9 protein-coding genes and 1 pseudogene are annotated in these 14,799 nt (G+C 60.6%); 3 read left to right on the forward strand and 7 right to left on the reverse strand.

Translation table 11 applies throughout. The features are described from left to right. Positions 1–13: 13 nt before the first annotated feature. Positions 14–268 (reverse strand): hypothetical protein, encoded by a 255-nt coding sequence (locus ABIA48_RS13255; RefSeq protein WP_007975531.1) that lies wholly within the window; start codon positions 266–268, stop codon positions 14–16. A 295-nt stretch (positions 269–563) separates the two neighbouring features. Here ABIA48_RS13255 and ABIA48_RS13260 point away from each other — a divergent pair. Both ABIA48_RS13260 and ABIA48_RS13265 read left to right on the forward strand, forming a co-directional pair. Then, positions 564–1,586: pseudogene (locus ABIA48_RS13260) on the forward strand (HAMP domain-containing protein); the annotation flags it as partial. Between the two features lie 93 nt (positions 1,587–1,679). Next, on the forward strand, positions 1,680–2,444 hold the full coding sequence (locus ABIA48_RS13265) for a methyl-accepting chemotaxis protein (protein WP_371318464.1): 765 nt from the start codon (positions 1,680–1,682) through the stop codon (positions 2,442–2,444). Positions 2,445–2,560: 116 nt separating this feature from the next. On the opposite strand, the gene ABIA48_RS13270 is transcribed toward ABIA48_RS13265, so the two are convergent. The 5 genes from ABIA48_RS13270 to ABIA48_RS13290 all read right to left on the reverse strand — a co-directional run bounded on the left by ABIA48_RS13270 (position 2,561) and on the right by ABIA48_RS13290 (position 11,780). Beyond that, positions 2,561–3,163: a DUF924 family protein gene (locus tag ABIA48_RS13270; protein WP_429489175.1), complete on the reverse strand. Its 603-nt coding sequence runs from the start codon at positions 3,161–3,163 to the stop codon at positions 2,561–2,563. Positions 3,164–3,166: 3 nt separating this feature from the next. Next, positions 3,167–4,177, reverse strand: a complete 1,011-nt coding sequence (locus tag ABIA48_RS13275; RefSeq protein WP_034148565.1) for a class 1 fructose-bisphosphatase — start codon at positions 4,175–4,177, stop codon at positions 3,167–3,169. A gap of 306 nt (positions 4,178–4,483) precedes the next feature. Continuing rightward, positions 4,484–5,857 (reverse strand): DUF3999 domain-containing protein, encoded by a 1,374-nt coding sequence (locus ABIA48_RS13280; protein WP_429489177.1) that lies wholly within the window; start codon positions 5,855–5,857, stop codon positions 4,484–4,486. Then, on the reverse strand, positions 5,854–9,060 hold the full coding sequence (locus tag ABIA48_RS13285; RefSeq protein WP_429489179.1) for a DUF2339 domain-containing protein: 3,207 nt from the start codon (positions 9,058–9,060) through the stop codon (positions 5,854–5,856). The genes ABIA48_RS13280 and ABIA48_RS13285 overlap by 4 nt, the downstream gene beginning before the upstream one ends. A 269-nt stretch (positions 9,061–9,329) precedes the next feature. Further along, positions 9,330–11,780, reverse strand: coding sequence for a glycogen/starch/alpha-glucan phosphorylase (locus ABIA48_RS13290; protein WP_429489181.1), 2,451 nt, complete (start codon positions 11,778–11,780; stop codon positions 9,330–9,332). Between the two features lie 256 nt (positions 11,781–12,036). Here ABIA48_RS13290 and ABIA48_RS13295 point away from each other — a divergent pair, with 256 nt between their 5' ends. Beyond that, positions 12,037–12,474, forward strand: coding sequence for a YkgJ family cysteine cluster protein (locus tag ABIA48_RS13295; protein ID WP_007989226.1), 438 nt, complete (start codon positions 12,037–12,039; stop codon positions 12,472–12,474). 437 nt (positions 12,475–12,911) lie between these two features. On the opposite strand, the gene typA is transcribed toward ABIA48_RS13295, so the two are convergent. Then, a complete protein-coding gene (typA, locus tag ABIA48_RS13300; protein WP_007989225.1) occupies positions 12,912–14,732 on the reverse strand; it encodes a translational GTPase TypA in 1,821 nt (606 codons plus the stop codon). Positions 14,733–14,799: the final 67 nt, after the last annotated feature.

The following is a 14,799-nucleotide window of genomic DNA, read 5'->3' on the forward strand; positions in this document are numbered from 1 at the left end:
CAATCGCCCCGGTTTACTTCAGGCCTTGGCCGGAAAACATCAGCACTTTGTCACCGGCGAACTGCACGCTGATAAAGCTGTTCTTGTCGCCCCAGGTGCAACTGGACATGCCGAGCGCGCCTGAACAATCGGCGGGCTTGCCCAACAGGGTCTCCACATCGGCCTTGGCCATGCCGGCCGAGAGTTTCGAGTAGTTTTCCTGATTGACCTTGCTGCAGGCAGCGAGCAATACGCAGAACGAAAGCAGGGCGATGGAACGCAGCGACATTGTGAAACTCCGGGGGGGCGTAGGGGATTGGCATGGCTGCCAAGCTGAAGCTTAGAAGAGAAAACCCCTGTCAGGTTCCCTGCCCGGCAGGCTATTTATCGGGCCACTCGTCTACCTTTTGCCGAAAATCAGCCACTTTCCGTGTTTACCGGGCATTTCGTCGTTTTTCAGAAAATCTGCCTAATCTTTGGCGCCGTTCAGTCGACATAAATGCAACACAAAGCCACATCGGTGGCATTTGCGCCCCCATTTTGTAAAACAGCCCCTCTGCGGTAGCTCATCCATGACCAGAAACATGAAGTTCAGCCACAAGATATTGCTGGCTGCCGCCCTCGTGGTGGCCGTCGCATTCGCTTGTTTCATCCTGTTCAACGACTATCGCCAGCGCGCAACCTTGCGCAACAGTACCGAAGCCTCGATGCAGGAACTCGGCAGCCTGACCACCAGCAACATCCAGACCTGGCTGGAAAGCCGCATGCAATTGCTGCAATCGATGGCCCAACAGGTCAGCGCCGATGGCAATGCTGCCGCCAGCCTGAAACGGATCATCGACCTGCCCGCCTACACCGGCAACTTCCAGCTGAGTTACTTCGGTGGCGCCGACGGCGGGATGTTCTCGGTCCCGGCGGGCAACCGCGCAGCGGACTACGACCCACGCGCCCGTGGCTGGTACAAGGCGGCCAATAACGCGCAAAAGACCATCGTCACCGAACCGTACATCGCCGCCTCTTCCGGCAAACTGGTGATCACCGTGGCCACTCCGGTACAGCACCAGGGCCAGATGATTGGCGTGGCCGGGGCCGACATCGACCTGTCCAGCGTCAGCGCGATCATCAACTCGCTGAACTTCGGCGGCCACGGTCATGCGTTCATCGTCGGTGCCGACGGCAAGATCCTGATTCACCCGGACAGCAAGCTGGTGCTCAAGAGCCTGGCTGAGGCCTATCCGGGCGACACACCGAAAGTCAGCCCGGGCATGAAAGAAGTCGAGGTCGACGGCAAGCGCCAGTTCATCTCCTTCACCCACGTCAACGGCGTACCATCGGCGGACTGGTACGTGGCACTGGTGCTCGACCAGGAAACGGCGTTCTCGATGCTCAGTGAGTTCCGCACCTCGGCGATCATCGCCATGGTGATTGCCGTGGTGATCATCATCGTCCTGCTGGGCATGCTGATCAGCCTGTTGATGCAGCCGCTGCTGACCATGGGCCGCGCCATGCACGACATCGCCGAAGGCGAAGGTGACCTGACCAAGCGCCTGACCATCCACGGCCACGACGAATTCGGCGCGCTGGGGCTGTCGTTCAACCGCTTCGTCGAGCGCATTCACACCTCGATCATCGAAGTATCCTCGGCCACCGGCCAGGTCAACGAAGTGGCGTTGCGTGTAGTCGCCGCCTCGAACTCGTCGATGTTCAACTCCGACCAGCAAGCCTCGCGCACCAGCAGCGTGGCCGCGGCGATCAACCAGCTCGGTGCCGCCGCCCAGGAAATCGCGCAGAACGCCGCCCTCGCCTCGCAACATTCCAGCGATGCCCGCAGCCTGGCCGAAGACGGCCAGCAAGTGGTGGATAAAACCATCGCGGCGATGCAGCAGTTGTCGGCGAAGATCAGCGATTCGTGCGGCAACATCGAAACCCTCAACAGCAACACGGTCAACATCGGGCAGATTCTGGAAGTGATTACCAGCATCTCCCAGCAAACCAACCTGCTGGCCCTCAACGCCGCCATCGAAGCGGCCCGCGCCGGTGAAGCCGGGCGTGGTTTTGCGGTGGTGGCCGATGAGGTACGCAACCTGGCCCACCGCACCCAGGACTCGGCGCAGCAAGTGCAGACGATGATCGAAGAGCTGCAAGTCGGCGCCCGCGCAGCGGTGGGCATCATGACCGACAGCCAGCGCCAGAGCGAAAGCAGCGTCGGCATCGCCAACCAGGCAGGCGAACGCCTGGGCAGCGTGACCCAGCGCATCGGCGAAATCGATGGCATGAACCAGTCGGTAGCGACGGCCACCGAAGAACAGACCGCCGTGGTGGAATCGATCAACGTCGACATCACCGAGATCAACACGCTGAACCAGGAAGGCGTGGAGAACCTGCAATCGACCTTGCGTGCGTGTGCCGATCTTGAGCAGCAGGCGGCGCGGTTGAAGCAGTTGGTGGGTAGCTTCAGGATCTAATTGTTCTCTCGGCCCCCTTCGCGAGCAAGCCCGCTCCCACATTTGATCTCCAGTGCGACAAAGATCCCTGTGGGAGCGGGCTTGCCCGCGAAGGCGGCATCAGCCGCCATGAAGATCTAGAACCTTGAACCCGGCCTCGACAGAAACTCGAGCTCCTCAGCCGTACTTTCCCGCCCCAACACCGCATTGCGATGCGGAAACCGTCCAAATTGCGCAATCACCTTCTGGTGTCGCTCGGCATAGTCCAGGTAACCGCTGAACAGCGCCCGATCGGTTTCCGGCTGCTGCGCCACCAACTCGATGTAGCGCGAGACGCCTTCGTTCTGCACCGCAAGGTTTTCGCTGTGCTCGAACACCAGGTAGATGAACACCCGCTGGATCGGTTGCAACTGCCGGTCGAAATCCGCGGCAATGCCTTGGGCCACCAGCTTTTGCGCCCGCAGATCGCCTGCAAAGGCTTTGGGAGTATCGCGAAAGATCATTCGCGGGAGTTGATCGAGCAACAGCACCAGCGCCAGCCAACCTTCGGGACGTTGCATCCACTCGGTCAATCCGCCGGCCAGTGCCTGCTCGACCCAGTCCCCGAAACGCTCACGCGCTTCGAGGTCCTGGCTGTCGCGCTTGCCGAACCACAACTTGCCCTTCTGCGCCGCCACTTCGCTCGCTGATTCAGAGCTTCCGAACCACCAATCAAGCAACGGCTGCCAGGGCGCGGTCATGGTTTATTCCTTGTGGTAAGCCGTGACGCGGGCCACTTCTTCTTTCGAACCGAGGAACACCGCCACACGCTGGTGCAGGCCCTCCGGCTGGATGTCGAGGATGCGCTGATGGCCGTCGGTGGACGCGCCGCCCGCCTGCTCCACCAGGAACGACATCGGGTTGGCTTCGTACATCAGGCGCAGTTTGCCCGGCTTCGACGGCTCGCGGCTGTCACGTGGGTACATGAACAGACCGCCGCGGGTCAGGATACGGTGCACGTCGGCCACCATCGCAGCGACCCAGCGCATGTTGTAGTTCTTTTTCAGCGGGCCTTCATCGCCTGCCAGCAATTCGCTGACGTAGCGCTGTACCGGTGCTTCCCAGTGACGCTGGTTGGACGCGTTGATGGCAAATTCCTGGGTGCTTTCAGGAATGGTGATGTTCTCGTGGGTCAGGACGAAGCTGCCCATTTCACGGTCCAGGGTGAAACCTTTCACGCCGTCGCCCAGGGTCAGGATCAGCATGGTCTGTGGACCGTAGATCGCGTAACCGGCGGCCACTTGCTGGGTGCCTGGCTGCAGGAAGGCCTTTTCATTCAAGGGCTCGTTCTGGCTCAGGTATTCGTTCGGGCAACGCAGTACCGAGAAGATAGTGCCGACCGGGGCGTTGATATCGATGTTCGACGAACCGTCCAGCGGGTCGAATACCAGCAGGTACGCGCCTTTCGGGTATTTGCCCGGGATCTGGTAGGCATTGTCCATTTCTTCGGACGCCATGCCGGCCAGGTGACCGCCCCATTCGTTGGCTTCGAGCAGGATTTCGTTGGAGATCACGTCGAGCTTCTTCTGCACTTCGCCCTGGACGTTTTCAGTGCCCATGCTGCCCAGAACGCCACCCAGGGCACCTTTGGACACGGCGTGGTTGATCTCCTTGCAGGCACGCGCCACCACTTCGATCAGGAAGCGCAGATCGGCAGGAGTGTTGTTGCTGCGGGTCTGCTCAATCAAATAGCGACTCAAGGTAACGCGGGACATGGAAGGCTCCGGTGGAATGGGGGGGCTAAAAACCCGCGCAGTTTAGCGCGAGTCGAGGCGCATTTCCTCCTATCAGACGTGATCGGTCAAAGAGAGTTCATGCGCGGGGATGAGCGTAGTTGGAAATGGGCTGCGCGTGGAGCTCGAATGGATAGCAGATTTCGATATCTTTAGTGATCGGCAGACCGTATTCGCGAGCAAGCCCGCTCCCACATTGGATCTGCTGCGTGGCACAAATGGTGTGTGCTCAGCTGGTCCAATGTGGGAGCGGGCTTGCTCGCGAATGGCGCGAAGCGCCAGCCTTCTTCAGGATTTGGCAGACGGCTTGCGCAGCAAACTGAACGCCATCGCCGCCAGGAACAAGACACTGAGCAACAACACCGCCCACAAGCCGAACGTCTTCCAGTGGGTGTCCGTCGTCGCCAGCGTTTTCTCCGTCGATGCGTTAGAGGCCACCGCCCCGACATCCACCATGGCCCGGCCCAAGGTCGCCAGCTTCTCTGGGCTGTAATCCGGAATCAGCGTCGACAGCGGCAGGTTCGCCGCCTTCGCCGTCGAATTTCCCACGACCAGCGTATAAGGCCCTGGCCCGCGCGCCAGGAACACCAGTTGCGTGGCGCGCACGGCAAACTTCAGCGTCGGCACCTGAACATCCAGGCCGCCGCCGCGTTCGTCCACGGTCAGTTTCAATTGCTGTACGAATTGCCCTGACAACGACAATTCGTTTTGCACCACGTCCTGACCGTTCTGGGTCAGGCGATAGAGCAAACCGCTGACCAATGGCTGCCACGGCAGGCTGCTGTCGCGACGACCGGCCAGGCTCACCGGCGCCAGGCTGTTGGGCTGGCTCAACTCAACTTGCACCCGCTCGACATTCAGCCCCATCGGCAACTGCCAGGTGTATTCACCCGCCTTCACGCTGCTACCGGCTAACGCCTGGGACCAGACCAACGGCAGCGGCAGGCTGCGGGTGCTGGCGCTTTGCAGTTGCGCCGAAGTCAGCGTCGGCGCCGAATGCGGTGTGATCCACAGCAACCGCAAGTAACGCGCCGACTGGCCCGGCAGGCTGATTGCACGCTGTTCGACCCGCTCGTCGGCAAAGGTCAGGCGCGCCACCTGCCCTTCGCCCCAGGACCGCCAATGCTGCAAATCGTCGCTGGCTTCGAGAGTGAAACGCTGGAAGCCGTCGTGCTCGCTGGTCCAGTCGAGAATCAACTGCTGCAACGGCGCCTTGATAGCGGAAGCGTCGAGCAGCCAGCCGCGCAACTCCTCCTCACCCGCCTCCAACTGACTGGAGGGCTGTACCTCGACCAACGTGCCGTTGGCGCTCGTTTGCACCCGCACGCTCGGCGCGGTTTCAGTGGCGTCCACCGAGCTGTACAGCGCAAACCATTTCACCTCGGTCAAGGTGCGGGTTTCACTGCTCTGCGCCGACTGCCGGGCCAGGGCATAAGCCTGAACATCACCCACGGCATTGAACACACGCACATCGCTCAGGTCAGCCTGCCGGGCATTCAGTTGTACGCTCAGGGGCAGCTCAAGGCGATACCAAGGGCCTTCGCCCGTCACCGACAAGGGCACTTGCGTGGTGAAGTCCGCCGGTTTTTCCTGCGCAAACGTCGACAACACCACCCCCATTGCAACAGCGCCCAGCCAGCCCAGGTTCAGCTTCTGATTCAAGATGACACTCCTTCGGATTCCGGGACCGGTTTCTCGGTATCCGGCACAGCTTCGGTGCGTTTGGGCGGCAGCGGGGCGAAATAGCCCACCACCAGCAGCAACACACCGACACCGATAAACGACACGATCCGCGCCAGCCCGCCGCGATTACTCAATTCGACAAAGAACAGTTTGGCCACGACCACGCCGATCAAGGCGGCGCCGATCAGCCAGACTTCGCGGCGGCGACGCAAATGGCCGCCGATCATCAGGCTCAGGGCCATCAAGGTCCAGACGATGGACAGCCCGGCTTGTACCCGCATCGACTCCAGCAACAGATCCAGCTCATAGGGCACGGCGCTCCAATGGTGCGCCGTGCGCATCACCAGCGCGGTAAAGAACACGAACAGCGAAGCACCTGCGACCCATTGCGTGGCGTTGGCGGCGTAATCCTCGCGGACCGCCAGTTGCGTCATGGCGCTGCGGGACCAGACATAGACGCCGAACAACGCAAACAACAGGCCCAGCTCCAGCGGGTTGATCAATGGCACGTAGGGCAGTGGCTCGGCGTTGCCGTCACTGGCCATATTCGCCAGCCAGAACCAACCGAGCATCAACAACGCCAGTGGCGCGGCAGCGTATACGCGGTATTCGCGTGGGTACGCCGACACCGGCCAAGGCCACGCGCGAGGTGCCGCCATCAACAGCAGATAAAGACTTGGCAGAATCGCCCAACCCAACCAGCGCCAGGCGTTGTATTGCTCGGACAACACCAGCAAGCCGTAACGCATCTCCAGGGCCAGCACGCCAATCAACAGCCAGCAACCAAGCACATGGGCGACACTCGGTGCCTGTGTCGGCAGCATTGGCGCCAGACGTCGCAGCGACATGAAATGCACCGCGAACACCGCGGCCCACGCCAGCCAGCCGAAGTTGGCGGCCGGGTGATAACGCGAATGCCAGGCCGCGAGCAGCACCAGCGCCGCAACGGGAATCAACACCGTGCAGAGTCCCCCCAGTGACGGCCAACTCAGGCGCAGTGCCAATATCGTCCACAATGCAGCACTCACGGCAGCGACGCCCAACAACAAGGTCGCCTGCATCGGCAACGGCGCAAAGTGCAGCACGTCGATGACCCAGGCCAACGCCCACCAGCCTGCGCCCCACACCAGCAACGCCTGGGACAACCGCAATAGGCTCAGCCCTTCGAACGCTCCGGGCGAATGCCCCATCTGCAAACGCCAGGCACCGACCATCGCGGCCAATCCCAGCACCAGCGGCGCCCAGAATCCGCCATGGGCCAAGGGTTGCAGGCCCTCACTGAACAGCGGTCCCGTCGCCAGGAACAGCGCACCACCCAACATTTGCACAGCCAGCGCGGTGAACAGGAACGTGCGCGATTGCAGGCGCAAGCCAACAAACAACGTCAGCGCCCCGGCCAAGGCCCAACTGATCACCGTGCCGTGGCTGAAGAAAAACAACGGCGCCAGCAAATAGAGAAACACCAGTCCGAGGCAAGCCAATACCGGCAGGCCCCTTAGTTCCCAAGGCCTGATCTGTTCCGGCAAGGCTTTACGCAACTGATGGAAACTGAACAGCAATGCGATGCCCAGCAACAGCGCGCCTAATGGCACACCGCCGAGCAGGCTGCTCTCGCTGCTGTGCAACTCGCTGAGAAACGCCAGCGCCGAACCCAGTTGCAGGAGCAAGGCAAAGGCCCGGGCCAAGGGCCTTTGCTGGCGCAGGCCGAGCCATAAGATCCCCGCGCCTTCCACCGCCCACGCCGCCGTCGTCCAGCGTGCATCGAGCCCCAGCGGAATCGCCAGGCTGGCGAAGATCACGCCCAAGGCCAGGCAGGTTTCCCCCAGCAACAGGGTGCGCCCGGCCATCAGCCAACGGGCAAGCCCCATGTAAATCAGACCCAGCGCCAAGGCACTGAACGCCGCGGCGAATTCCAGATGCTGCACCAGCGCGAACTGCAAGCCGAAACCCACCAGCGGCGGACCGAACAGCAGCGTGCCGTCGACGTAATCACCCTTGCGCGCCGACCACTGCAGCAGCGCTTCGCGACTGTTCTCTGTCGGTGCATCGCCCATCTCCATCAGTTTGCGCCGGGCGAACAGCAGTCCAATGGCCAGGTACATCAGGAAAAACACAATCAGAAACGGCTCGGTGCTCCACAGCATCTCCGGCAAGTAGGAGCGCAGGCCCCAGGCGAAACCGATGCCGAAGGTGCCGCTGAACCCGATGACATTCAGCAGGCGCCAGGCCTTGAACCAGGCAATGGCGAGGATGCCGGCGTTGAGCAGGGCAAAGTAACTGAACAGCGCGACGTGGTTGCCAGCGCCGGTGGAGGCCAGGATAGGGGCGGCGAATCCGCCCAGTGCGGCAGCGACAGCCAGCCCCAGGGAATCCTGGGTAATGGCGAGGATTGCCGAACAGACCGTCACCGCCACCAACAGGCCAAATGCCGCCGAGGGCTCGAGCAACGGATGCAGGCGCATCGCGGCAAACACAGTCAGGTACAACACGGCGATCCCGGCGCCTTGCAGGATCAACGCATAACTGCTGTTGCGGGTTCTCAACCACCAACCCAGCCCAAGCAAACCCAATGCTGCCGCCGCAACGCCTGCATAGCGCAACTCAATCGGCACTACCATGCCTTCGGTGGCGTAGCGCAGCAGAAAGGCCAGGCCGAGGAATAGCAGCACCACGCCGACCCGCAACACGGTATTGCCGCCGAACAGCCAGGCGCGGGCGCGGCTGATGGCGCGGTCAATGAGGTTCGGGCCACGCGGGGGGACAGGTGGTTGTGCTGCGCGAGCGATCGGCTCAGGCTTCCAGGCGTCGACGGGGTGTGGAGGACTGGTTTCGCTGGCCGCTGCGGCGATCGGTTCGAGCTCTGGCGGCAATTCCCAAATCAATTCCGTGGCTGCGGCAGGTGCTTCATCAAGGATGGTTTCAGGCGATACAAGCGGTTCGCGGGTTTCCGGCGCCTTGACGCCTGACGCTTCGAGCGCCGCCAACCGTTGCTCGAACGCATGCAGCGCTATCTGCGCCTGTTCCAGCAGGCGCTGCTGTTCTACCGCTCTAGATTCCAAACGCGCAATGCCAATCGCCTGGCCGATACCCAATCCGAGTAGTGCGCCCAGCAGCGCATCACTGAATGACTCGTCGAGTATCCAGCCGAGCACCAGCCCGATCAGCATGAACATCCATTGCATGGTTGATATCCCTAAGCAGCCCCATCGCGGGGCAAATCCGGGTGGTACAGCGTCTGGTTCAGTCTAGTGGCCAGACACCCGGAATCCAGTGTGAGAGCAGATTACATCTGCACCACAAACCCAATGTGGGAGCGAGCTTGCTCGCGAAAGCGGACTGACATTCACTATCAATGGTGAATGTGATGTCCCCTTCGCGAGCAAGCCCGCTCCCACAAGGGATGAAGATGACGCTTAGTATATCGACCAAGCCCGGCAATACGGGCGTAAAACTACTCCAGCGCCTTCCAGATCTCCGTGGCGTACTCGCGGATGGTCCGGTCGGACGAGAACCAGCCCATCCGCGCCGTGTTCAATACCGCCGAACGCCACCACTGGTTCGAATCGTGCCAATGGGCTTCGACGCGCATCTGCGCGTTCCAGTAGGAATCGAAGTCGGCGCAGACCAGAAAGCGGTCGTAGTCCACCAGCGAATCGATCAACCCGGTGTAACGGGACGGATCATCCGGCGAGAACACCCCGCCGCGAATCGCTTGCAGCACATCGTTCAGACGATGGGATGCGGCGATGTCCGGTACGGCACTGAACTCATGGTTCTGCTTGCGTGCTTCCACCTGCTGCGCACTGAGGCCGAAGATAAACATGTGTTCGGCGCCGATGCGCTCGCACATTTCCACGTTGGCCCCGTCCAGAGTGCCGATGGTGAGCGCGCCGTTCAGGCCGAATTTCATGTTGCTGGTACCGGATGCTTCGAAACCGGCGGTGGAAATCTGCTCGGACAAATCCGCCGCCGGAATGATGCTCTCCGCCAGGCTGACGTTGTAGTTGGGCAGGAACACCACTTTGAGCAAGCCGCGTACGGTCGGGTCGTTGTTCACCACCCGGGCGATGTCGTTGGTCAGCTTGATGATGAGTTTGGCCTGGTGATAACTGGCTGCCGCCTTGCCGGCGAAGATCTTCACCCGGGGCACCCAGTCGATTTCCGGCTCCGCGCGAATCGCCTGGTACAGCGCCACGGTGTGCATCAGGTTGAGCAACTGGCGCTTGTATTCATGGATCCGCTTGACCTGTACGTCGAACATTGCCGCCGGGTTCACCGCGACACCCAAGCGCTCATGAATCAGGTACGCCAGGGCTTTCTTGCTGTGCAGGCGTTGCTCGGCAAACGCCTTGCGAAATGCATTTTTCTCGGCGAACGGTTCGAGGGCGAGCAAGCGCTCTTCCGGGTTATCCAGCACTTGCGGCCCGAGGGCATCGACCAGCATCGAGGTCAGCTCGGGGTTGGCCTGATACAACCAACGACGAAAGGTGATGCCGTTGGTTTTGTTGTTGATCCGCTCCGGGTAGAGCTTGTGCAGTTCGGAGAACACCGTTTGGCGCATCAGTTGCGTGTGCAACCCGGACACACCGTTGATGCTGTGGGAACCGAGAAACGCCAGGTTGCCCATGCGTACCCGGCGACCGTTGTCTTCCTCGATCAGCGATACCGCGCGCAACACGTCGAAGTCGTGAATGCCTTTGGCCCGCAGGGAGTCGATGTGCTGGGCGTTGATCAGGTAAATGATCTGCATGTGCCGCGGCAGCATGCGCTCCATCAAGCCGACCGGCCAGGTTTCCAGCGCTTCGGGGAGCAATGTGTGGTTGGTGTAGGACAACGTATCGACGGTGACCTGCCAGGCCGCATCCCACGCCACGTCATACACGTCGACCAATTGCCGCATCAGTTCGGCCACGGCTATCGAGGGGTGGGTGTCGTTGAGCTGGATAGAGGCGTGATCGCTCAGGGTCAGCACCGAGGTGTGCATGTTGCGATGTCGGCGCAGCAAATCCTGCAATGAGGCGGCGACGAAGAAATACTCCTGGCGCAGGCGCAACTCCTGGCCAGCCTCGGTGCTGTCCGCCGGGTACAGCACCCGGGAAATACTTTCGGCCCGGGCCACTTCGGCCACGGCGCCCAGATGGTCACCGGCGTTGAATCGTTCAAGGTGCAAATCTTCCATGGCCCGGGCGCGCCACAGGCGCAGCGTGTTGACGCTCGCCCCGCGCCAGCCGACCACCGGTGTGTCGTAGGCAATCGCCCGCACGGTTTCCGCCGGGGACCAGATTTGCCGGGATTTGCCGGCGTCGTCGGTCAGGGTCTGGACACTGCCGCCAAAACCGATGGTGTAAGCCACTTCCGGCCGCTCGAACTCCCAGGGGTTGCCGAAATCCAGCCAGTGTTCGGTCTGCTCCTGCTGCCAGCCGTCGACAATCGCCTGGCGGAACAGCCCGTGCTCATAGCGGATGCCGTAGCCATGACCAGCGATGCCGAGAGTCGACATGCTTTCCAGGAAACACGCCGCCAGGCGCCCGAGGCCGCCGTTGCCCAGGGCCGCATCGGGCTCCAGCAAGCGGATGCGCTCTAGGTCGACGCCGAGTTCGGTCAGGGCTTCACGGGCCACATCGAGCAGGCCGAGGTTGCTCAGGCTGTCGAAGAGCAGCCGGCCGATGAGAAACTCCAGGGAAAGGTAATAAACGCGCTTCTGGCCTTTGCGGTAAATCTGCCGCGTGTGGTCCATCCAGTGCTCGACCATGTGATCCCGCGCGGCCAGGGCAATGGCTTCGAACCAGTCATGGTCGAAGGCGTGATCCGGGTCTTTACCCACTGCATAAGTGAGCTTGGTCAAGACGGCGTCGCGGAATGCGGCCACCTCTGCTTCGCGAACAAGTGGTTCTTGAGTCATCGATAGGACCTCGAGCGAGCTTGGGTTGTCTGAGCCTAGACGGTCTGACAGGCGGTAGAGGCTCTGGTTCGGCAGTTTTTCCTTTGAATACGAGCTGGTCCGACAATGCGTTGTCATGTGCCTGAATGAATGCAGGGCCCGTGCCTATTTTCCGGTTGTTTGCACCGCCCGCGAAAAAAATCTGGCGAAAGGTTGTTCAAAAATCCACCAGTCCCGGTATGATCGCGCGCCCTGATGCACACGCTGGTAACAAACGATGATGAAGCCGAACCTGATCGCTGCCGCAGAGATCGACCGCCTCGATACCTGGGCCAAGTACTCTGCCCCGATGTGCGGCTCGTGCATGTCCAGCTGCTGCACCCTGCCCGTCGAGGTCAAGATCAAGGATCTGATCCGCATCGGTATCGTCGACGAGTTCGAGCGCGGTGATCCGCCGAAAAACATTGCCAAGCGCCTGCAAAAGGAAGGGATCGTCGAGCGTTACAACCAGAAGTCGGAAATCTTCACCCTGCAGCGCATGAGCAACAACGATTGTCTGTACCTGGATCGTAAGAGCCGTCTGTGCACTATTTATGAAAAGCGCCCGGATACTTGCCGCAACCACCCGAAAATCGGCCCGCGGCCGGGGTATTGCGCGTACAAGCCGAAAGAAGTGGAGCGCGAGCGGAATTCGCGGAGTATCGAACGGTTCTGATACTTCCTGACATTTTCGGCGGTTGATCGGCCGCCTTCGCGGGCAAGCCCGCTCCCACATTGATGGGTGCCGGACATAAATTATATGTACGACACAAAACCCTGTGGGAGCGGGCTTCCCCGCGAAGAGGCCCTTAAAGCCACCACACAAATTCCAGACAAACAAAAACGCCCCCGGCCTTTCGACCGGGGGCGTTTTCGTTCAGCCGGGGCTAAATCTTATGCCTTGGCTTGTTCGAGCGCAGTGATCCGCCGCACCGATGTAGCAGCGGTCGAGCCCCAGCGAGGCCGCGTTCGGCTGCGAAGCAGTCGTAAGCGTTTTGCGGCCGCTGTGCGCCCGAACGCAGCCTCGCAGGCTCGGCAGCTGCTACGGCCAGACAAACAAAAACGCCCCCGGCCTTTCGACCGGGGGCGTTTTTGTTCAGCCGGGGCTAAATCTTATGCCTTGGCTTTCTTGGCAGCGCGGGTACGCTCGCTTTCGTCCAGGATCTTCTTGCGAAGACGGATGGACTTAGGAGTCACTTCACACAATTCATCGTCCTGGATGAATTCCAGAGCCTGTTCCAGGGTGAAGCGAACAGGTGGAACCAGAGCGATGGTTTCGTCTTTACCCGAAGCACGCATGTTGTCGAGCTTCTTGCCCTTGGTAGGGTTGACGCCCAGGTCGTTGTCACGGCTGTTCAGACCAACGATCTGACCGTTGTAGATTTCCTGACCGTGTTCAACGAACAGCTTGCCACGCGCCTGCAGGGTTTCCAGGGAGTAGGTCAGTGCCTTGCCGGTTTCAACCGAAACCAGAACGCCGTTCTGACGGCCGGACATGTCGCCGGACTTCATCACGTCGTAACGGTCGAAGATCGAGGTCAGGATGCCAGCGCCGTTGGTCAGGGTCAGGAACTGGTTACGGAAACCGATCAGACCACGAGCAGGGATGTTGTATTCCAGACGTACACGGCCCTTGCCATCCGGCACCATGTTGGTCAGGTCGCCCTTACGCAGGCCCATCTCTTCCATCACCTTGCCCTGGGATTCTTCCGGCAGGTCGATGGTGACGTTTTCGAACGGTTCGTGCTTCACGCCGTCAACCAGACGGATGATCACTTCCGGACGGCCTACAGCCATTTCGAAGCCTTCGCGACGCATGGTTTCGATCAGTACCGAGAGGTGCAGTTCGCCACGGCCGGAAACCTTGAACTTGTCAGCCGAGTCGCCTTCTTCAACGCGCAGCGCAACGTTGTACAGCAGCTCTTTGTCCAGACGTTCCTTGATGTTACGGGAAGTCACGAACTTGCCTTCTTTACCGCAGAATGGCGAGTCGTTTACCTGGAAGGTCATGGAAACGGTTGGCTCGTCGACGGTCAACGGCTTCATCGCTTCAACGGTGTCCGGGTGGCACAGGGTGTCGGAGATGAACAGCGAGTCCATACCGCTGATGCACACGATGTCGCCTGCAGCAGCTTCTTCAACGTCTACACGGTGCAGACCGTGGTGACCCATCAGCTTCAGGATACGACCGTTACGCTTCTTGCCGTCGGCGCCGATAGCGACAACCGGGGTGTTCGGCTTGACGCGACCACGAGCGATACGGCCAACACCGATAACACCCAGGAAGCTGTTGTAGTCCAGTGCGGAGATCTGCATCTGGAACGGACCTTCACGGTCAACAGCCGGCGCCGGTACGTTGTCGACGATCGACTGGTACAGCGGGGTCATGTCCTCAGCCATTTCGGTGTGGTCCAGACCGGCAATACCGTTCAGGGCCGAGGCGTAGACGACTTTGAAGTCCAGCTGTTCTTCGGTGGCACCCAGGTTGTCGAACAGGTCGAAGATCTGGTCCAGAACCCAGTCCGGACGCGCGCCTGGACGGTCAACCTTGTTGATGCACACGATTGGACGCAGGCCGGCTTCGAAAGCCTTCTTGGTCACGAAACGGGTTTGCGGCATAGGGCCGTCTTGAGCGTCAACCAGCAGCAGAACGGAGTCGACCATCGACATTACGCGTTCAACTTCGCCGCCGAAGTCGGCGTGGCCCGGGGTGTCCACGATGTTGATGTGGTAGCCGTTCCAGTTGATGGCGGTGTTTTTCGCCAGAATGGTAATACCGCGCTCTTTTTCCTGGTCGTTGGAGTCCATCACGCGCTCGTCGTTGAGCTCGTTGCGCTCCAGGGTGCCGGATTGACGCAGGAGTTTGTCTACCAGGGTGGTTTTACCATGGTCAACGTGGGCAATGATGGCGATGTTACGTAGATTTTCGATCACTTGTGTATCTCGATCAGAGGATTCGGTGTGCTGACAAGTCTTGGCAGCGATTAACAGTAGCGTCCGT

Origin of the sequence: Pseudomonas sp. S30_BP2TU TE3576 (genome assembly GCF_050436025.1) — a bacterium.
GTDB lineage: Bacteria > Pseudomonadota > Gammaproteobacteria > Pseudomonadales > Pseudomonadaceae > Aquipseudomonas.